This window comes from Cyanobacterium sp. HL-69 (assembly GCA_002813895.1).
GTDB lineage: Bacteria > Cyanobacteriota > Cyanobacteriia > Cyanobacteriales > Cyanobacteriaceae > Cyanobacterium.
Genome location: CP024912.1, coordinates 496,968 through 516,463, shown reverse-complemented (window position 1 = coordinate 516,463; position 19,496 = coordinate 496,968). Strand labels below are relative to the sequence as shown.

Below are 19,496 nucleotides of genomic sequence, written 5' to 3'. Positions count from 1 at the left end.
AAAAATAAGCTAATCAAAATTAATTTTGGTGATATAATTGTTGAGAATTAATGAACTATGCTGGATAACTGTTGCCAAATTTACCTTGTTAGTTTGATTAATTTACCTTTCAGAATATTGAGACTAGATAGGATATGAAATTTACCTTTGCTTCTTTTTATCACTTTATCTCATTAGAAGACCTTGAAATATTACAAGAGAAGTTACTACATTTATGTAATGGGTTAGGGATAAAGGGGACTATTTTGATTGCCCCTGAAGGGATTAACAGTAATATTGTGGGTTTGAAAGAAGCTGTTGAAAAAGTTGTCAGGGAAGTAAAAAAAAGTCTTGAGAATCAGGAGTTTGATGTTAAATATTCTCAGACTAATAATATACCTTTTGAAAGAATGAAGGTAAAAATTAAAAAGGAAATTATCACTTTTGGGATTCCTGAAGCGAATCCTAACGAGCAAGTGGGTACTTATTTATCTCCCCGTGAATGGAATAAATTAATTTCTCAATCTGATGTGAAGGTGGTAGATACTCGTAATGAGTATGAGGTGCAAATCGGTACTTTTAAAAAGGCGGAAAATCCCCATATTCATTCTTTTCGGGAATTTAATAACTATATCGATGATAATTTGAAGGAGAATAAAGAGCAAAAGGTAGCTTTATTTTGTACTGGGGGTATTCGTTGCGAAAAGGTGACGGCTTTAATGCTAAAAAAAGGTTTCAAGGAAGTGTACCATCTGAAGGGTGGTATTTTGAAGTATTTGGAGGAAGTACCTAAGGAGGAAAGTTTGTGGGAAGGGGAATGTTTTGTTTTTGATGATAGGGTGGCGGTTAAGCATGGTTTGCAGGAGGGTAGTTATCAATTATCTGAGTGTGGTAATCCTGTTAAAAAGGAATATATTGACAATGTGAATAATGGATAATTCAAACAAGGGGCAATAAATAATAAAAGGGCGTTGCAAAGGTTATGGTATAAAACATGGTGGAATTATCGTAATAATTCAGGATTCAGAATATTGTCACCAACTTCAATTAAATTCAGCACTTTTAAATTTAGCAATACCAATTAAAGCTAGTCTCCTAATACTTATCATCTAATACTAATTAATATGCAACCTGTTGACTATACAACCCTTGTGGCAATCTGCCATTCTCTCAATGCCGAATATATACCATCTCGTTTAGAACAGGTGTATCAGTGCGATCGCACTTCAATCTCCTTATGTTTACGTAGTCTGAAAAAAAAAACATGGTTAACCATTGCATGGCATCCCCAAGCAGCCCGAATATGTATTGGGAATCCTCCCCCCCGCAAAAAAGATACTTTCACCTTCAGTGAACAACTACGCCACCTTATTAGCGGTTATGCTTTAATTGGAGTAAATATTGTCAGTAAATGGGAGAGAGTGGTTGACTTGCAATTCGCCCAACGCCCTAACGAAAAACCCTTGTATCATCTCTATGTAGAAGTGATGGGGAAATATAGCAACGTTATCCTTACCAACGCCCAACAACAGATTATCACCGTTGCTAAACAAATTACCTCCGCCAAATCCAGTGTGCGCACCGTCGAAACCAGTCAACCCTATCAACTACCCCCACCCCTGACGGGTAACACTCCCAAAATAGAGGAATCTTTCACCGACTGGCAAGAAACCGTTAACCTAATTCCTGGCAGACTCGATAAACAGTTGATAAAATCCTATCGAGGAGTAAGCCCCACCATTGCCAAAGAATTGATACATGAAGCTGATATGGAATTATCTATACAAAATAACCAACTAACTCCAGATGAATGGAAAAGTCTTTATCAACAATGGCAAAAATGGTTAGCCACTATCCACCAAAAAACTTTTTATCCCCATACCACCCCATTAGGTTATAGCGTATTGCCTCCCCATGACCAAAATATTGTCAAGGACAATTTACACGAAATAATTGACGATTATTATACTAAGAAAATTAACCAAGAAAATTTCCAACAATTACAGCAACAACTACAACAAAAAATAAAAAATATTGCCAAAAAATTACAGGTAAAAGCAGATAAATATAAAGATAAAATGAAGCAGTCTGCGAACTCTGATACTTACCGTACCCAAGCCGATTTATTAATGGCAAATCTTCATCAATGGCAGATAGGCAGTGAATCAATTACCCTTGATGATTTTACCACAGGAGAGCCTATAAAAATTTCACTAGCCCCCGATAAAAATGCCATCCAAAATGCTCAAGCCCTTTATAAAAAAAATCAAAAATTAAAAAGAGCAAAAGATGCTGTTAAACCTTTATTAGAAGAAGTAGAAGAGGAAATAAATTACCTTCAACAAACTTTAAATAATGTTTTACAACTAGAAAATGATGAGTTAGAAGACTTTGAAACTTTAGAAGAAATAAAAGCCGAATTAATTAACCAAAAATATATAGAAGATAGCCAGTATAGACAGTTAAGTAATAACCAAGAATCTCAACCCCGTGCCTTTAAAACCCCTTCTAATTTTGAAGTATTTGTAGGAAGAAATAACAGACAAAATGATTTATTAATTTCTCGCATTGCTACGGATTATGATTTATGGTTTCATGCCCAAGAAATTCCAGGTTCTCATGTTTTACTAAGATTAAATGCAGGAGATATTCCTGACGCAAAAGACTTACAATATACAGCTAATATTGCGGCTTATTATAGTCAAGGAAGGGAAAGTGATCAAGTTCCAGTTATTTATACAAAACCCAAATATGTTTATAAACCCAAGGGGGCTAAACCAGGTATGGTAATTTATAGTAATCAGACAGTTATTTGGGCAAAATCATCTGATTTTATTGATAATTAGGATATTTTAATTAATAGAAAATCCTTTGGCTTTGAGTTGATTATAGAGAGTTTCTATCATTAAACTTTCAAGGGTTGTATTATCTTCTAAAATAGGTCTATTTTGAGTGATATATTGGGTTCTTTTTTCTGATAGTTCACTAATTTCTGTTTTTATTTGTTCTCTTTTTTCGATCATTTCATTAATTATATTTCTTAGTTGGTTAGTGGTTAAAGAACGTAAATTTTCTGGTAATGTATTGGTGTCTATATCACTTAAATTAACACTATTAGAGGCGATCGCCTCTACCAAATCCCAACTACCAGTGTTATAGTTAGATGTAATCTTGGTAATAGCCCTATTTAAACCAGCACTGGGAGAAGGACTAGAAAAAGCATTCACATCCTGTTGTCTTTGTCTCTCATAGGAAACGATGCCCTGCTCACCATAGGGAATGTAAGTTTCATTTAATTCTTGATTAAGTTGTCTAATTTCCCCATCATAGGGAGTAGGAATATCGACAATACGTTCATTTTGGTCAATATTGAAATAACTTCCCTTACCTACATCAGCACCCCTAGCCCAAAGATTGCTTTCAGCATTTTCTGCATCTCCACAATAAATAGTATTAATAACAATATCTTTGCTTGACGCTAAATTTATAGCATTTTCCCAAGAAATATTACCTTGATCAAAAGGCTCATTTCCAGCGATAAAAATAGCTCTAAAATCTTCATTATTAGCACTCCATTCCAACTCTTTAACAGCTGAATTAATTACCCATCCTGCATATTCTTGTCCACCATTTGTTTGGATAGAAAACAAATTTTCTGAGACTACATCCAAATCATTTGTTAACTGAGTTAGCATTCTATTAAAACCTTCTGTGGATGGTAAACCATTATTTCCATAATGATAAAGAGAGACTTCAAAAACTGGAGTTTCACCATTGTTACTTACTTTAGAGACGGCATTAATTACTGACCAAATTTGAGTACGAGTTTGTTCTATCAAACCATCCATACTATTACTAGAATCTAATAAAATAGCTATTTGTATTTTAGGTTTATTATCTGTAATATTTTGACTAATAATAGAGTCATTTTTCTCAATAGGTGGTTGTCTCAATATTATTTGTTCTTCTGCATTTATATTTCTAGTTATTGTGAAATAAAAAGCAAAATAGCATAGAAAAACAAACGTCATTATATTCATAATTTTAACTCCTTCGTTACTTTATTTTTCATTTTTGAAAATATATTTTATGACTTATGGTTATTAGAATATAAGTAGGTAGGTGTAATTAAATCGATCTAGCCAAAAGGTTTAAGCCTTTTATTAATAAAGGTTTTGGTAATACTAAACCCATCATTAATAACGCCAACTTACTTACACCCTCAAACATTTACATTATAGATAAAATTGATTAAAAAAGTCTGCACTGTTAATTAAAGTTAAAAGTATTATAAATATATTTGAAATAATAATATTACTTTATTTTCATTAAATCTACTAAACTAGGATACAGTAATTACACTTATTTTTACGAAACAAATATATTAATACTTACGTGCTACACCTTTTGAAATATAGTTTTATAAAACTTTTTTAAACCTAGAAAAACATAGAAAAATAGACATTATAATGATTGCAATATGAATAAATTTGATAGCATTTTTAAAAAAAATTATTAATTTAACTATTTAAATTCAAATTTAGTTTTTCATAATCAAACTCAACTCTCACAAATTTGAAAATATAAATCCATTATGATGATCAACATTAATAAAACTGTTCAATATACTTTAATTTCTGTGGGAGGACTTCTGATGACTTCTTCCGCTGTTTATGGTGCTAATCTTAACCTTGATTGGAATAACACGACTTTTGTGGCGGGAGGACTAAATCAAACTTTCTCCGTGGGGCAAGGAGAAGTTAATTTACAATTTTCATTGAAAAATGGTTCCAGTTTTGCTGGTTTTGAAGGAGTATCTACCCCTAGATTAACGCAAACATTAACGGGTACAAATCCAGAAGTTAGCTTACACCTCCAAAGACAACCTAGCAGTAGTTCCAATAACAGAGGTAGTATAGAATTAAAAACCAGTTTTCTTGGCTACAATAAAGGTATTGTTAAGGATCTAACTTTTGATATTTTTGACATAGACCGTTCCGCTAATCTTCCAACATCAGGTCCTCCAAACGCAAGTAGTTGGCAAGATAGAGTAATTATCAAAGGGTTTTTGGGTGGAAATGAAGTTACTCCTACTTTTACTATTTTCAATACTACCAACGTAAGAAAAGTTGGTGACTTTACCTTGGACGGAATTAGAAATGTAGATAATCGGCAAGATGGTGGTAATGTCAGAGTATCTTTTGAAGAAGCTATTGATAGTTTTATATTGACATTCACTGATAATCCTAACCTAGTCACTACTACTTCTACAAATAATCATGGAATTGGTATTGGCAGCATGAGTTTTCAGACTGTCCCTGAACCTAGTATGATGGGCGGATTATTGTTATTTGGATTTTTAGGTTTGGCAGGAAGCAAAAAAAAGTCATCTAACTAACTACTTTGATTTTACCTACGCAGTGTAATTCTTGTGAGGAAATAGTTAACTCAGATAGTGAAACATCGCTACCTAAGTCAATAACTAAATCATCAATTACACTGTTATGCAAATCTTTGAAGCCATCTATTTGTACATTTGTAAGCACTAATTTTTGTTCGTCTTTTATATCTATATTACTAATAATAGTTAAATTATTGCTGGAGTTATCTAAACTATTAATAAACTCTCCTGTGATAGTCATTTTTTGAGTTTCTATCATAATATCATTCCAATCAATTTTATATTTTTTGATAATTTCTTCTGCGTTTTTAATTCCTTCATTTTCTAATAAAATTTTAAGCATATCAGTTAAGCCTTGAGTCAGCAAAGAAGATTGAAGGGATGTTTTTAATTCTTGGGCAGTAATAACCACATTTCCTGAAACGAAAATAGGATGTAATAGTTTTAACGGTTTTCCTCGTAAAATTCCCCCTAAGTTAACAGCGATATTTTCTGTGGTAACGGAAGCATAATTGATAAGAATACCTTGATAATTAGCTTCTTTTGCAGTTAAATTTATTTGGTTAATTTTCCCTGAAAGAATCTGTTTATCCCCCGCATCAATCAGAATATCTAAGTCACGAGTGAATTCTACTTGGGTGCGAATCCATAGTTTAACGGCAGGGGAAAGGAAACGAGATATTATGTCTGACTTTTTGCTGGTGTTCATAATAATTTGAAAGTTGACCAATGAAAAGTTTACAATGAAGAAGTTACCAAAAAATAGTTTTTATTAACCAAAAAATTTGTTTAGCATTTCTTTGTGATGATTGAAGTATTTATGGTGTTGTAAAATTTAGATTTGATTTTCCATTTAGGCTAAGAATGAGGAATGGTAATCAGATTTTAAGTATGAAATGCTTGTTGTCGTTTAAAAATTGTTTCTAGCATTATTAAGCAACGCCATATTTACAAATCATTTAACTTTATTATGAAGGGATAAAAAGGATCGTTTTTGGCTGATAAATTGAGCTAATTCGTGTAATGATGATTAGTGGTTAAATATGATTGTTTTTCAATAATCAAATTAATGGTTGATAGAGTTCAAAAAATATTGAGAGAATGGGGAATTGCTTCCCGTCGAGAGGCTGAAAAGATTATTTTGGCTGGAAAGGTGAAGGTTAATGGTCATGTTATCACTTTAGGTGACAAAGCAAACCCCAATAAGGATAAAATAGAGGTAGATGGCAAAGTTTTGAGTCGTCGAAATCGCCCTGAGTTAGTTTATATTTTATTAAATAAGCCCAAGGGAGTTGTATCTAGTTGTGATGATCCTAAAAAGCGCAAAACTGTTTTAGATTTATTAAATCCTGAGTTACAATTAGGGCAGGGTATCCATCCTGTGGGTAGATTAGATATGGATTCTACGGGGGCTTTGATTCTCAGTAATGATGGTGGTTTTACCCTCAGTTTGACTCATCCCCGTTATCATTTGCCTAAAACTTATCAAGTCTGGCTAAAGGGTGATATGCCGGATAATCTGATCAAAAAATGGTCTGAGGGTTTTTTATGGGAAGGGAAAAAAACTCTTCCTGCGCAAATAGTTGTTAAAAAAAGGACTGTTTCTAAAACTCTTATTGAGATTGTCCTCCATGAAGGGCGAAATCGTCAAATTAGACGGATTGCTGAACTTTTTGGGCATCCTGTTATTGGTTTACACCGAAGTGCGATCGCATTTATTCGTTTAGGAAATTTAGGATTAGGAGAATGTCGTTTTTTAACTGCTTCGGAGGTGAACAAATTGAGTATAATTGCCCATAACCCAAAAAATTAAGATTTAGATAGAATGAGCAAGATAAATAACATATATGTTAAAACTTTTTAGCGGTAAAAAACCCATAGAGGTTGATTATAACCAAATTCGTCAAGAGGAATTGGATAGGGTTAGTGTCTTATTACAGCATAAGAGACAATCTTTGGGGTGGGATATTGAATCTGTTTCTAGTAACATTCATATTACTAAAAATATATTAAGGGCGATCGAAAATGGTGATTTAAACAAATTACCTGAGCCTATATTTGTTAAAGAATTACTCAAAAAATATTCTGAGTTTTTAAGCATTAACATTGAGGAAACTATTAATAGTTTTCCTACTGAGAAAAATAATAATAAAGGTTATAAATCCGCTCACCAAAGAAATATTAATCCTTTTAATTTTAGAATTAATTTTAACAGTAAATACTTATATGTTGTTTATATTGCTCTTTTATTTTTCTCCATAAAAAGTCTCAATGAAATGTTGCAACCAACCTCTTTTACTACTCAAGAAACCACGGAGACTCAAAGTAGCCATAACAATACCCAAGAAAATCAAACCGTAACAGATAATCTAAGCAATAATACTGATGAAATCACCGATAACCCTACTATCCCTGTGGTTGATAATAATCCAGAACAACTAAAAGTAAATATAAAAGCCCAAGATAATTCATGGGTAAGGGTTGTTATTGATGGTAATACGGAGTTTGAAGGCATCCTAACTCAAGGTAGTGAAAGGGAATGGATTGCTAGTCGAGAGTTTACCATTCGGGCTGGTAATGCGGGAGGGTTGTTAATTAGTGTAAATGAGGAAACCCCTAAACAAATTGGGGAGTTGGGGCAGGTGGAGGAAATTACTTTAAATTTGTAAGAATCTAAATAGGATGTGATGAACAAATAAGAAAGCTATAATAATCAGATTTTTAGGCATATATAGTCTCTTAAAATACGCAAAAATAGCCCTTTTTTATACAAAATACATGATTACAAATAGTACACTAATAAATCAATCAAAATGAAAAAACCATTGCCCATTCCCTATTCCCCATTCCCAACCTCGACTACAAAACCTTTTCTTCATTAACTGTTTTTATACTTCCCACTAACTGATAAGCCTGAGATACTGCTTTCCACAATAGATAGGGATAGTCTTCTAGTTGATTTTGGGGAGAAATTACTTCTAATTCATGGAGGGTATCTGCAAGGATTTTTCTGGCTTTACTACCAAAAGCAATGCCATTAATTTTGTGAGGAGAAAGCCCCATCTCCCTCATTTTAACAGCGGTATGTTCATTTGTTCCTCCTGCTAGTTGTAAATAATCATCAAACCCTTCATTAATCATGGTTTGGGCATATTTTATGGTTAGATGGGTGGTGCCTTTGCCAATATCCCCACTCATGGGGCGCCCGTCAGTTTGCCAAATTAAGGGGATGGGCAGAGGTTTGATATAGGTTTCTATTTGGTGTAAATAACTGGTGACGGTGGGGGTATAAGGGCAACTAATGGCGATTAATTGTAGTTGGGGTAGGTGAGGTTTAAGCCATTGCCATAATTTACAAAAATGCTCAAAATGCCCTTCTTGGGTGTGGATTTCGAGGGCGTTAATGGGTAATTCTGTAAGCCAATTTAATACTTCTTGGATGCCAATAACATGGGATTGAGTATCGATTAAACCATAGGGGCAAATAGGCACACAACGCCCACAACCATAACATAGTTTTTCTTTTACTCCTTGGGTGGGATGCTCAAATTTTATGGCATCGGCGGGGCAAATATGCTCACAGGGCCGATCGCACTCAGGGGGACATTTGCTAGGATTAAAGTATGCTTTACGAAAATGAGGATCTTCCCCATCATTCACACTTACCATTAAAAGAGGATTACTAGGATTATAGCTAAGAGCGATCGCTTCTTGCCGAAAACTTTTTGCCACCTCCATACCCACCAAAGCAGCATTAATAACAGCCCTATCCGCCGCTACATCAATACAATCAACCCCTGCCAAAGTATAAGCCAAAGCCAAATTACGAATAGAAGGTAAATGTTGATAACTAGCACCACAAATTAACTTAAACCAACTACCCGATTCCAAAGACAACAACGCCGAATCCTGTAATAACAATATTTTTGATTCCCAAAAATTTAACTCAAAAAATCTCCTTGAATAATTATCAACTATCCATTTTCAATTATCAATTAGTTTAAGTTTTTGCTTCCACCATTTCAATTACCCTATTGTCCAAATCCTTCACTAAAAAATTAAGAGGATTATCACTACGAATCTTATACTTCAAACGGCGAGACTGTACCCTCAATAATAAATCATCCAAACACTCATGATCAAAACAAACATGACGCTGAGAATTTTTATAACCCAAAGTGGCACCGCCAATAACGTGTAATTGAGTATTTTTGCGCAATTGATACCATAAACCACGATTTTCCTGCAAAACCGTAGCATTACCTCCACTACCAGTATAAATAGGATCAAGCATTGCAGAGCCTAGACTTTGATCATAATTGTAATAGTAATGCAAAGGCACATCCGCCACAGGTAAATTTAACAATCTCTCATAAAACTCCTGGGCTACCGCCAAATCAGATACCATGATAGTATGCACCTTAGGGGCGCTGGTTAAAAACATCCACATGGCACCACCATAAGCCACCAAAAGCATTACCATAATTCCCTGAGTAGAGAATAAACCATCCGTTATACCGGGTAAAAACGCCCCCAAAATATTTACCATAGTTAGACTGCTGTTTATCATATAATTTCAGTGTTGAACCTCGTATTAATATTGTGGGATATTTAGTGGCTATTTAGCAATAATTAACTTATCATCAACCACCGCCGAATTTAGCTATCATTTATTTTGTCATTGAATTTCATATATGAATCCGACTGATTTTCCCGAAGCAAACCACCCTTTAATATATCCTTTACTACAAATAGACGATGTTACCCTACTAGATTTGTTACAAAACCATTTAGACAAGGGAAAATATTTAGTTTCTCTCTTTTGCCGCTATCATAACAAAATAGATGATGTCATTTCAGGATTTTATGAACCAGAACATTTATCTTCCATTTCTTTTCAATTATGGAGAGAAATTAGTTATTTTTTCTTTAGTTTAGATCTTAATCAAGATGATAAAAGAGATAATATTTATTATGAAAATATAATTATTGAATATGCCATTGATTGTTTACCAAAAGAAGATTTAGAAGAATTAAATGTTAATAAAACGTCCCTTGAATTAAGGTATTTTCCCTTACATTTTTACTTAGAACAATCTATTAATTTATTATCTCCAAAAGAACGACTAATTATCATAACTAAAGATAAGTTTGGATGGCAAGAAGAGCAAATTATTAATTATTTAAAGGCTGAAGGAAAAAGTATTTTATCAGAGGATATTGGAGATTTATATAGTTCTGCTCACAAACAACTTTTAAAGTTGATTCCCCTTGATATTCGTCTTATTTATTTAGATAAAAGAAATAGTATTATTGCAGGAATTTAATATACAAATTAAGGTTAAGTAGGTTGGCGAAATTAATTATAGCTCTTATTTTATTAAGACTCTTATGAACAATGGGTTTAAACCCCTTGCCTAAATCGATTTAATTATGCCTACTTACTTATCTAGCAATTAAAACAAATATGGCTACCACTAAAACAAAATAACCAAAACCTTTTTGTAAATATTTAGCATCAATTTTTTTACTTACAGAAGAACCAAAAACAATACCAATACTAGCAGCTAAAGTAAAACCAATGGTTAAAAACCAATCAATATCTACTAAAGTTAAATAACCCACAAAAGCACTAGCGGATTTAGTGGCAATAATTAATAATGAGGTGCCGACAGCTTCTTTCATGGGGATACCACCAATTAACACAAGGGCTGGAATAATCAAAAATCCACCCCCAACCCCCACAAAACCTGTTAGGATACCGACCACTAACCCTTCCACAATGGTTAAAAGAATCTTTTTAGTTTTATCGTTTCCAACGGGTTGTACCTTTACGGAGGTTACTTCGGTTTCTGATGGTTTACCACTACTTTTTTTTATCATGAAAAGACTAGCTAACAACATGACTATGCCAAAAGCAACCAGTTGAATAGTGTCGGTAATAAAAGGTAATTGGGTAATTTTTGCACCAATAAAAGCACCTACCATAGCAGGGGGAATAAAACTAATGGCTACGGGTAAATTAACGTTACCTTGTCGCCAATGGGGAATGATGCCAATGAGGCTAACAACACCGACGATAAAAAGGCTCATGGCGATCGCACTGCGAGGCTCAACCCCCATGACATAACGAAGAATCGGCACTGCCAAAATTGAACCACCACCACCGATTAAGCCTAAACTAAGTCCGATGATGATGGCAAGTATTAGTCCAAAGGTTAAGCGCATTTAAAATAATTGATAGTTGAGAATGGATAATTGATAATAAAGATATTCTCTGATCTAATATTGAAAGGGGTTTGATGGTGTTTGATCAAACTGATAAATGTCCTTAAGCCACCACGGGGAAATGAGCTTGTTGCCATGCAGATATGCCCCCTTGTAGCTCGGTTATGGTAGTGAGTCCTGCTTCGATCAATTTTTCTGCGGCAGTGTGAGAACGCTTCCCAGAACGGCAATAGAGAACGATATTAGGATAGGATGCCAACTCCTTGGCAGAAAATTCAGAGAGGGGTTTTAGTAAGGCTCCCGGAATGTGTCCTTGGTCATATTCATCTTTTTCCCGTACATCAATTAAAACTACAGATTTATTTTTCATTCTTTGTTCTAACTCTTGGGGGGTGATGAGTTGATACTGGGCTTGAATAATATTAGCAATGATCATAATTTTTTTCGGGTAGGGTTAACAAAAATTGTTCTAAACTTTGCCACACATTTGATTGGCTGGTACTGCTTCCATGATTCTTTGAGGATTGGGTAAATCAAGGTTATCCATTAGCTCGATAAACTCGTCTCTTTTTTTGCCGCTAATACGGGGATTGTGGGCTTTTTCTTCGGCGATGGTGGATACCATATGTCCTCGATAGTCGTGGGCAGGATACACCAAAACATCATCAGCAAGGGCAAAGAAACGTTTGGTGATGGTATCGTAGAGCATTCCAGAATCACCGCTTTGGAAGTCGGTGCGTCCGCAACCTCTGATAAATAGGGCATCCCCTGTGAGTAGGTGACTGTTATTTACGAGATAAGCAAAATGGCAGTCTGTATGGCCAGGAGAGGCGATCGCCTTTATTTCTATATTTCCTACCTTAACGACCTCATTGTCAACTAAGTGGCGATCGGCACAATTTACCTCGGCTTTTTCAGGCACTAAACCCTTACACCCAGTCAATTCTCGCATTTTCCCTGTACCCGTAATATGATCCGCATGAACATGGGTTTCTATGCAGTATTTGAGAGTCAAACCCAACTCCTCTATCAACTTCAAATCCCTTTCTACCTGTTCAATGACAGGATCAACCAATACCGCTTCCTTCGTCTCCAGGTCAGCAATTAGGTAGGTATAAGTCCATGTATCTTGATCAAATAATTGGCGAAATAACATTCTTATATTTTATATTTACTACTCACTTTATTATATAACTATTTTACTATTTCGTTATATGCTTAACAGTTTTTTAGCAAAAAATGTCATAAAGCTAAAATACAGATAAAAAATTAATGATCCATTACCAATTATTCATTGCCCCTAAGCCAAGATGTAAGATAATGATAGAAAGAAAAATATTATAAAAAAGAAACACTGTGACCACCACACCCATAAGACCTAGCAATAATTCTATTCGAGTACCAGACAACTTCGGACGCTTTGGCAAATACGGCGGAAAATACGTTCCCGAGACTCTCATGCCCGCCCTCAGCGAACTAGAAACCGCCTATAACCAATACAAAAACGATCCCGACTTTAACCAAGAATTAAACCAACTACTAAAAGACTACGTTGGTAGGTCAAGTCCCCTCTATTTTGCCGAAAGACTGACCCAACACTATGCCAAACCTGATGGCACAGGGCCTCAAATTTACCTCAAAAGAGAAGACCTCAACCATACAGGCGCCCACAAAATTAATAACGCCCTTGGGCAAGTATTACTAGCCAAACGCATGGGCAAAGAAAGAATTATCGCCGAAACAGGGGCTGGACAACATGGAGTTGCTACCGCCACTGTGTGCGCTCGTTTTGGTTTGGAATGTGTGATTTATATGGGCGTAGAAGACATGGAACGCCAAAAATTAAACGTGTTCAGAATGCGCCTTTTAGGGGCCACCGTGCAGCCCGTTTCCGCTGGTACAGGAACCCTCAAGGATGCCACATCAGAAGCCATTAGAGACTGGGTAACTAACGTAGAGAACACCCATTATATCCTTGGTTCCGTGGCAGGACCCCATCCCTATCCCATGATGGTAAGGGATTTTCATGCAGTAATTGGTGTAGAAACCCGTGAGCAGTGTTTAGAAAAATGGGGAGGTTTACCTGACATTCTCCTCGCCTGTGTGGGGGGAGGTTCCAATGCCATGGGCTTATTTTATGAATTTGTTAAAGATAGTTCTGTGCGTCTTATTGGTATTGAAGCGGCAGGAAGTGGGGTGGACTCTGGAAAACACGCCGCCACCCTTACAGCAGGGCAACCTGGAGTGTTGCACGGTGCTATGAGCTATCTATTACAAGATCAAGATGGACAAGTTACCGAAGCCCATTCCATCAGTGCGGGGTTAGACTATCCTGGAGTAGGGCCTGAACATAGTTACCTCAAAGATGAAGGTAGAGCAGAATATTACAGTGTTACCGACCAGGAGGCGCTCGATGCTTTTCAACAACTCTGTAAATTAGAGGGCATTATTCCAGCCCTTGAAACCGCCCACGCTTTTGCTTACCTTGACAAGTTATGTCCTACCCTAGAAGGTAATCCAAAAATCGTGATTAATTCTTCTGGACGTGGTGACAAGGACGTTCAAACGGTGGCGAGACACATTAAAGGGATTGATTTATAGAGGTATTGGGTAATAGAGAATAATAAATAAACAAAAAAGTAAGGTGGGCAATGCCCACCTTTTTTAATCTTGCTATTTACTTAAAACTATTTGATTACGCTTCTTCGCCAAAATCCATGGGGGCTTTGTCAGGATTGTACTTTAATAAAATCCCTTGTTGTCCTAAAACAAAACCTTGGTCTGCATTGGGGAAAACAACACGATATAAATTAGAAGGTACATCTTCCACTTCTCTATCTTTAAACCAAGTTTCGCCACTGTCATTGGTAACGAGAAGATTTCCGCTACCTCCTGCCACCCAAATTTCATTTTCACGGGTAGCTAAATCAAGGAATCCCCAACTGGTAGAGTATTCAGGGGTGATAACGTCTTCCCAATCTTCAAAATCTGCCGAGCTAGTTAGTTGAATTCTTCCGCCCCTAGCAATTAACCAGAGTCTCTCATCATCAAAGAAACCCATGTTTTGTAAACGACGGGAGGAGTTGCGTAAATGGGGGGTCCATTCGGTGTCTCCGGGTATCCAAGTAGAGTAAAAGTTTCCCCTAGCACTTACTGCTACATATTTTCCACTAGGAGAGCGACTGACGTTACGGGCAACACCCACAGCACCTTCTACCAAGGCTTTCCAGTTTTTACCACCATCGCTAGTTTTATAGATAGCACCCAAGTTAGTAATCATTTCGGCGGTATTGGGAGCAAGGGCGGTTACGCCATAGGGTACTCCTGGAAGTTGATCACTAAGGGGGATTCTTTCCCAGTTTTTACCACCATCAACGGTATGTAAAAGAATAAAGGGTTCTCCTGAAATCCAACCTTCTTCACCGTAGAAACTAACACCATTAAAGGTTATTTTTTCGTCTCCTAGTTCGATAATTTTTTCTTGCCAAGTGTCTCCACCATCAACGGTTTCAAAGAGACTCGCTTTTGTACCTACTAACCAACCATGATTGGAGTCATCAGTAAAAGCGACATCAGCAAAGGTTGCGTCGGTATCAAGGGTAATTACATCCCATGGGTTACTACTGAGGTTGGATGCCACAGCACAACTGACACAGAATAGTCCGACTGTTATAACTACAATAAATTGTTTTAGCTTATTCAATAATAAGTTCATTTTTAATTCCATAATATATTTTAAATTTGATCTAACCCAATGTGTAAAGGCTCAAAAACAATAGAAATCCGACAAATAATGATCCGAAAATTAGGAGGTTTTTTTGTCCTGGGGTTAAGTTATTGACACCAAAGCCATAGTCTAAGTTTTCTGCAAATCCCGAGGGAGCATCGGTGGCTCCGATGTTGACAAAGGCTGTTTTACGAGCGCCACATATGGGGCATCTCCACGTTTTGGGTAAGTCGGTAAATAATGTACCTGCTGGGGTTTCACTTTTAGCATCTCCTTTGGAGGGAACATACCTATATCCACAGGAACGACATTCATAACTCGGAGGGGCTTGTTCGGCAAGAGTTTTTTCGTTGGCGGCTTCACTCATGGCTTTATATCAGAAATCTTAAAAGTTCTTTAAGAATTATTACATAAAAAGGGGAGAGATAATTGATAATGAATAATTGATGATAGATAATCAAGTTTTAATTAATTTAGTGTTAGTTTTTTTTAATTTTTGGAGTGAATAACTCATAATTTATCTAGTCGAGGTGGGTAATATGGGTTTGATTTGCCAATGGTGGCTTAGGTCTGTTAATAGTTGATCTTGGCGATTTCTGAGGTCGTCTAAGCCGTTAGCGTAGTTCATGATGGCAAAATAGACGGTTTCTCGTTCTTGGGTGTCGATCGCCCCTGATAAGGCACTTACAACGGCTAGGGAGCCTGTTTTAACGGGTATCCCAGAGGGAATGTTACGATCTTTGATAGTTCCTTCATCGATGCCTGACACGGGAAATAAGTCGGCGATGGTGAGGTTATCTGGTTTTATTTTTTGTTCGATGGCAATGAGGATTCGACAGGCTGCCCGGGGTGACATACGATTACTTTCCCCTAATCCTGAGCCGTTTATTAATTGGATTTCTTCGGGGGGAACGTTACTTAGCCTAGATGCGATCGCACTTAATTCTATTCCTCCGCCCATCTGTTGGGCAAGGTTATCGGCAATAAAATTATTACTAAAAAGATTCATCGCCCTGAGAATTTCTGGTAAGGGTTTCGATTCATGGGTATATAAAGCATTGGCTTGGGGGGGTACACCATCCCGAAAAATATTTTGTCCTTGGATAGCTAACTGGGGGCGTGGAGGTGCATTTTCCATCTTTTGATACTGGGTTTCTACGGCATAATTCCAATTTGCACTGTTAAAAGCCCGTCGCAAGTCATCCCCAGAGCTGCGGTTATTTTCTTTAAAATTCATCTGCCAATTACCCACTATGATGAGATTCCCCGTAACAGTTTCGATGCCCAATTCTTGAATTTTGTTAGCAAGGGCGATCGCATCTTCCCACACAAAAAAAGCGTCACCTCCCGCCTCAATAATTAAATCTCCCTCCAAAACACCCCCATTAACGCTTCCTGTTGTGTAAATGTTGGTCAAAAAACGATGATTGATCGACCACTTATCCAAAGCCCCTAAAGTAGTCGCCACCTTAGTAATAGAAGCCGCAGGAGCCAGAATTTTACCCCGATTATCCGCCAAAGTTGCCCAATGGGTTTGAATCCAGATACCCTGTTGATTGAGAGGAATATTACGGCTTTCTAACCCTTGTAAATACCGCTCAAAAATTATATCTACTTGCTCATCTCCTTCGGTGGGTAATTGAAAAATAGAAGCCTCATGCCAAGGAATTAAAGGCACCTGATGGGGGGTAGAAGAAAAATTAAACCAGCCAGAAAGAATTGTTAAGATACCAAAGAACACAGTTTAATCAGTAAAAAATAAAACTTTATTGTGGCTTGTCCATGGTTGATTGTCAACGAGTTTTTTTGTCATCATTCAAAGACATCTCCATTTTTCTGGTGTTACAGACTCAAAAATATTTGCTACGATTATTGTCACCTAGGTTAATCAAATTAATTTAAACTGTTTCTTTCTATCCCTATCAGCCAGATTCAAATTGATGATAAGGAACATAACATTTTAACTTAAAGCATTAACTCATTACCTTTTCGTTTATTTTTTTCAAATCTCCATGGTTAGAGAGGAAATCAAGATGGATTGTAGTCACATCAAATTTTGTACCGATAAAGAAAAAATTGACCTAAATCAATTGTTGATACTGTATCGAAAAAATGCTTTTTGGACACAAAATCGTAATCTTGAAGATGTTTCCATTGCGATCGCCCATAGTAATCCAGTAATATCAGTATGGGATAATAAACGACTTATCGGCAGTGCAAGGGCAACCTCCGACGGCATCTACCGGGCCACCATTTGGGATGTAGTGATTGACTCAGAATATCAAGGACTAGGACTAGGACGCAAATTAGTAGAAACCTTAATCAGTCATCCCCTCCTCAACAGAGTAGAAAGAATATATCTCACCACCACCCATCAACAAAACTTTTATCAAAGAATAGGCTTTGTGGAAAACGAAACCACCACCATGGTTTTATATAATACCTATCCTAATCCAGAAGACCTCATGCAACAGTCTCACAATTGGGAAGAAATATCTCTAAACAGGTAGTTTTTTCTGTCACCTCACTAATCCTACATTGCCCTCCCATTAAACTAATTAAACTTTGGGCGAGGGTAATTTTCGCACCACTGGACAACATCGGAGGAGACTCCATACCCCCTTGCTCATGAAAAGGTAAATCCTCAAATCGGCTAGACTCATTAAACTCCTGGTTACAAAAAGGAAAATTAATAGTCATCCTTGAATAATTAGCAGGGGCTTCACAATCTGCCCCCATAGTAATAGTACCTAACTGAGTAAGGTCGATCGCCACTTCTAACCAATAAAAAAATGCTTGGGCTAACTTTTCACGATCAGCTAAAATAGTTAAACTTTCATCTACCATGGCTACATCCAAAACCATATTACGATTTGCCCCCTGCATCCTCATCTTTTTTGCTACAAAATTAAAAAAGTCAACACATTTGAGGGGAGTTAACTCTAGTTCAACTTTGGCTGTCTCTAGCTTAGAAATCTCAATCAATTCATCTAACATATTCATCAACTTCTTACTATATTCATAGGCTTCGGCGATAAATTGTCTTTCCTCCTCCTCACTTTCACACAAATCGTTCAAGATTAACTGATGAATACTCATCAAACTCCCTAAAGGCGATCGAATTTCGTGGGATACCCTACCTAAAAAACCAGCCTGAAAACGAGCATATAATGAAGCATTATGATAAGCAATTTTAGCTTCTTTTAGCTCTTGAGCTAACGATGTATTTCCATTCATAACTGAATTAGTTTAAAAAAGTTTTCTACTATGCAAAAAAAGTCTTACTTTTATAGTAAGTTAATCATAAAAAAAGTAACCAATTCCATTTTATGATTTAATCTTAAGTAAGTTTTTGTTGTTAAACAAAAATGGGTATTATCATACAAATGTTGTAACCAAAGTTAAAGCAGTGAGAGAAAAAATTTTTGGCAGTTTAGAAAAACTAAAAAATATTGTCAACGGACCTAATCGAGATTATGATTCCTTTGACGAGGAAAATAATTACAATCCTTATGAAGAGGAAATGGAAGAGATGATGTCCGAAGAAATAGAAGAAGAGGAGCAGGAAAATTCTGAGGTATTACTACAACAAAGGATTAAACCCCGTCGGGAAAGTACAACCATCAGCCCCTCCCCTTCTTTGAGTCGTCGTCGCCGTCATACATCCTCCATGGATACAGATAGTAATCATGATATGGATATGGAGCAAAATAGTAGAATGTCTAGTCGTTTCCCTAGCAATGTAATTGGATTACCCGGAGTTAACACCACCATGAATGAAATCGAAATCTTTGAACCTCATACCTTTGAACAAGCATCAGAAGTGATAAAGTTATTAAAACAACAAAGAACTGTTGTACTGAACTTAAACTTAATGGAATCCTATGAAGCTCAAAGGGCTGTAGATTTCGTGACAGGAGGCACCGCAGCCCTCGATGGTAACTGTGAAAGAGTGGGAGAGTCTATTTTCCTCTTTACCCCCAGAAACGTCCATGTTACCAATTCAAAAGGCGCCTCTAGTGTGGGAAAAAAACCTGATAATGGCATCTCTGATGATCTTACTTCCAGTAATTTCTCTGATAATCTCTGGAGTAATACCCCTTTACCTGATTTATCTTCCTCTTTGGCTCAATAGTCAAATTTTCAGCCTTTGTTAACTTA

General features: G+C 36.4%; 20 protein-coding genes. 9 read left to right on the top strand and 11 right to left on the bottom strand.

Annotation, left to right across the window (positions count from 1 at the left end):
• The first annotated feature begins 134 nt into the window (after positions 1-134).
• On the top strand, positions 135-917 hold the full coding sequence (gene trhO, locus AA637_RS02400; protein WP_446683739.1) for an oxygen-dependent tRNA uridine(34) hydroxylase TrhO: 783 nt from the start codon (positions 135-137) through the stop codon (positions 915-917).
• Between the two features lie 186 nt (positions 918-1,103).
• The gene (locus AA637_RS02395; protein WP_446683738.1) at positions 1,104-2,825 is read left to right on the top strand and encodes an Rqc2 family fibronectin-binding protein; all 1,722 of its coding nucleotides are present in this window, start codon (positions 1,104-1,106) and stop codon (positions 2,823-2,825) included.
• A gap of 6 nt (positions 2,826-2,831) precedes the next feature.
• Here AA637_RS02395 and AA637_RS02390 read toward each other — a convergent pair whose 3' ends face one another.
• Complete coding sequence (locus AA637_RS02390; RefSeq protein ID WP_446683737.1) at positions 2,832-3,932, bottom strand: VWA domain-containing protein; 1,101 nt, start codon at positions 3,930-3,932, stop codon at positions 2,832-2,834.
• A gap of 641 nt (positions 3,933-4,573) precedes the next feature.
• On the opposite strand from AA637_RS02390, the gene AA637_RS02385 reads away from it, so the two are divergent.
• A complete protein-coding gene (locus AA637_RS02385; RefSeq protein ID WP_446683736.1) occupies positions 4,574-5,377 on the top strand; it encodes a PEP-CTERM sorting domain-containing protein in 804 nt (267 codons plus the stop codon).
• Here the strand turns inward: AA637_RS02385 and AA637_RS02380 are convergent.
• Positions 5,370-6,089, bottom strand: coding sequence for an LmeA family phospholipid-binding protein (locus AA637_RS02380; protein WP_446683735.1), 720 nt, complete (start codon positions 6,087-6,089; stop codon positions 5,370-5,372). The genes AA637_RS02385 and AA637_RS02380 overlap by 8 nt on opposite strands.
• 360 nt (positions 6,090-6,449) lie before the next feature.
• Between AA637_RS02380 and AA637_RS02375 the strand changes: the two genes are divergently transcribed.
• Together AA637_RS02375 and AA637_RS02370 are read left to right on the top strand one after the other, a co-directional pair.
• Positions 6,450-7,193 carry a pseudouridine synthase gene (locus AA637_RS02375; protein WP_446683734.1) on the top strand — a complete coding sequence of 248 codons (744 nt, stop codon included), beginning with the start codon at positions 6,450-6,452 and terminating at the stop codon, positions 7,191-7,193.
• A 34-nt stretch (positions 7,194-7,227) separates the two neighbouring features.
• Complete coding sequence (locus tag AA637_RS02370; protein WP_446683733.1) at positions 7,228-8,049, top strand: helix-turn-helix domain-containing protein; 822 nt, start codon at positions 7,228-7,230, stop codon at positions 8,047-8,049.
• A gap of 190 nt (positions 8,050-8,239) precedes the next feature.
• Here AA637_RS02370 and ldpA read toward each other — a convergent pair whose 3' ends face one another.
• A complete protein-coding gene (gene ldpA / locus AA637_RS02365) occupies positions 8,240-9,301 on the bottom strand; it encodes a circadian clock protein LdpA (protein WP_446683732.1) in 1,062 nt (353 codons plus the stop codon).
• 79 nt (positions 9,302-9,380) lie between these two features.
• Positions 9,381-9,929 carry a VOC family protein gene (locus tag AA637_RS02360; RefSeq protein WP_446683731.1) on the bottom strand — a complete coding sequence of 183 codons (549 nt, stop codon included), beginning with the start codon at positions 9,927-9,929 and terminating at the stop codon, positions 9,381-9,383.
• A gap of 145 nt (positions 9,930-10,074) precedes the next feature.
• Between AA637_RS02360 and AA637_RS02355 the strand changes: the two genes are divergently transcribed.
• Positions 10,075-10,707 (top strand): hypothetical protein, encoded by a 633-nt coding sequence (locus AA637_RS02355; protein WP_446683730.1) that lies wholly within the window; start codon positions 10,075-10,077, stop codon positions 10,705-10,707.
• Between the two features lie 118 nt (positions 10,708-10,825).
• On the opposite strand, the gene AA637_RS02350 is transcribed toward AA637_RS02355, so the two are convergent.
• From AA637_RS02350 to AA637_RS02340, 3 genes are all read right to left on the bottom strand, one after another.
• Positions 10,826-11,608 (bottom strand): sulfite exporter TauE/SafE family protein, encoded by a 783-nt coding sequence (locus AA637_RS02350; protein WP_446683729.1) that lies wholly within the window; start codon positions 11,606-11,608, stop codon positions 10,826-10,828.
• Between the two features lie 103 nt (positions 11,609-11,711).
• Positions 11,712-12,044: a rhodanese-like domain-containing protein gene (locus AA637_RS02345; RefSeq protein ID WP_446683728.1), complete on the bottom strand. Its 333-nt coding sequence runs from the start codon at positions 12,042-12,044 to the stop codon at positions 11,712-11,714.
• 33 nt (positions 12,045-12,077) lie between these two features.
• Positions 12,078-12,764, bottom strand: a complete 687-nt coding sequence (locus AA637_RS02340; protein ID WP_446683727.1) for an MBL fold metallo-hydrolase — start codon at positions 12,762-12,764, stop codon at positions 12,078-12,080.
• Between the two features lie 200 nt (positions 12,765-12,964).
• Between AA637_RS02340 and trpB the strand changes: the two genes are divergently transcribed.
• Positions 12,965-14,209 carry a tryptophan synthase subunit beta gene (gene trpB, locus AA637_RS02335; RefSeq protein ID WP_446683726.1) on the top strand — a complete coding sequence of 415 codons (1,245 nt, stop codon included), beginning with the start codon at positions 12,965-12,967 and terminating at the stop codon, positions 14,207-14,209.
• A gap of 94 nt (positions 14,210-14,303) precedes the next feature.
• Here trpB and AA637_RS02330 read toward each other — a convergent pair whose 3' ends face one another.
• From AA637_RS02330 to AA637_RS02320, 3 genes are all read right to left on the bottom strand, one after another.
• The gene (locus AA637_RS02330) at positions 14,304-15,311 is read right to left on the bottom strand and encodes a photosynthesis system II assembly factor Ycf48 (RefSeq protein WP_446684514.1); all 1,008 of its coding nucleotides are present in this window, start codon (positions 15,309-15,311) and stop codon (positions 14,304-14,306) included.
• A gap of 43 nt (positions 15,312-15,354) precedes the next feature.
• Positions 15,355-15,702, bottom strand: a complete 348-nt coding sequence (locus tag AA637_RS02325) for a rubredoxin (protein WP_069791534.1) — start codon at positions 15,700-15,702, stop codon at positions 15,355-15,357.
• A 150-nt stretch (positions 15,703-15,852) separates the two neighbouring features.
• Positions 15,853-17,076: a D-alanyl-D-alanine carboxypeptidase gene (locus AA637_RS02320; RefSeq protein ID WP_446683725.1), complete on the bottom strand. Its 1,224-nt coding sequence runs from the start codon at positions 17,074-17,076 to the stop codon at positions 15,853-15,855.
• Between the two features lie 292 nt (positions 17,077-17,368).
• On the opposite strand from AA637_RS02320, the gene AA637_RS02315 reads away from it, so the two are divergent.
• A complete protein-coding gene (locus tag AA637_RS02315; protein ID WP_446683724.1) occupies positions 17,369-17,845 on the top strand; it encodes a GNAT family N-acetyltransferase in 477 nt (158 codons plus the stop codon).
• On the opposite strand, the gene AA637_RS02310 is transcribed toward AA637_RS02315, so the two are convergent.
• Positions 17,799-18,572, bottom strand: a complete 774-nt coding sequence (locus AA637_RS02310) for a histidine kinase dimerization/phospho-acceptor domain-containing protein (protein ID WP_446683723.1) — start codon at positions 18,570-18,572, stop codon at positions 17,799-17,801. The genes AA637_RS02315 and AA637_RS02310 overlap by 47 nt on opposite strands.
• A 172-nt stretch (positions 18,573-18,744) precedes the next feature.
• Here AA637_RS02310 and AA637_RS02305 point away from each other — a divergent pair, with 172 nt between their 5' ends.
• Positions 18,745-19,470 carry a cell division protein SepF gene (locus tag AA637_RS02305; RefSeq protein WP_446683722.1) on the top strand — a complete coding sequence of 242 codons (726 nt, stop codon included), beginning with the start codon at positions 18,745-18,747 and terminating at the stop codon, positions 19,468-19,470.
• Positions 19,471-19,496: the final 26 nt, after the last annotated feature.

Bases quoted from the DNA above. Each gene is read 5' to 3' on its own strand.
- trhO (WP_446683739.1), top strand. From the start codon at position 135: ATGAAATTTACCTTTGCTTCTTTTTATCACTTTATCTCATTAGAAGAC.
- AA637_RS02395 (WP_446683738.1), top strand. From the start codon at position 1,104: ATGCAACCTGTTGACTATACAACCCTTGTGGCAATCTGCCATTCTCTC.
- AA637_RS02385 (WP_446683736.1), top strand. From the start codon at position 4,574: ATGATGATCAACATTAATAAAACTGTTCAATATACTTTAATTTCTGTG.
- AA637_RS02380 (WP_446683735.1), bottom strand. From the start codon at position 6,089: ATGAACACCAGCAAAAAGTCAGACATAATATCTCGTTTCCTTTCCCCT.
- AA637_RS02375 (WP_446683734.1), top strand. From the start codon at position 6,450: ATGGTTGATAGAGTTCAAAAAATATTGAGAGAATGGGGAATTGCTTCC.
- AA637_RS02370 (WP_446683733.1), top strand. From the start codon at position 7,228: ATGTTAAAACTTTTTAGCGGTAAAAAACCCATAGAGGTTGATTATAAC.
- AA637_RS02360 (WP_446683731.1), bottom strand. From the start codon at position 9,929: ATGGTAAATATTTTGGGGGCGTTTTTACCCGGTATAACGGATGGTTTA.
- AA637_RS02355 (WP_446683730.1), top strand. From the start codon at position 10,075: ATGAATCCGACTGATTTTCCCGAAGCAAACCACCCTTTAATATATCCT.
- AA637_RS02350 (WP_446683729.1), bottom strand. From the start codon at position 11,608: ATGCGCTTAACCTTTGGACTAATACTTGCCATCATCATCGGACTTAGT.
- AA637_RS02345 (WP_446683728.1), bottom strand. From the start codon at position 12,044: ATGATCATTGCTAATATTATTCAAGCCCAGTATCAACTCATCACCCCC.
- AA637_RS02340 (WP_446683727.1), bottom strand. From the start codon at position 12,764: ATGTTATTTCGCCAATTATTTGATCAAGATACATGGACTTATACCTAC.
- AA637_RS02325 (WP_069791534.1), bottom strand. From the start codon at position 15,702: ATGAGTGAAGCCGCCAACGAAAAAACTCTTGCCGAACAAGCCCCTCCG.
- AA637_RS02315 (WP_446683724.1), top strand. From the start codon at position 17,369: ATGGATTGTAGTCACATCAAATTTTGTACCGATAAAGAAAAAATTGAC.
- AA637_RS02310 (WP_446683723.1), bottom strand. From the start codon at position 18,572: ATGAATGGAAATACATCGTTAGCTCAAGAGCTAAAAGAAGCTAAAATT.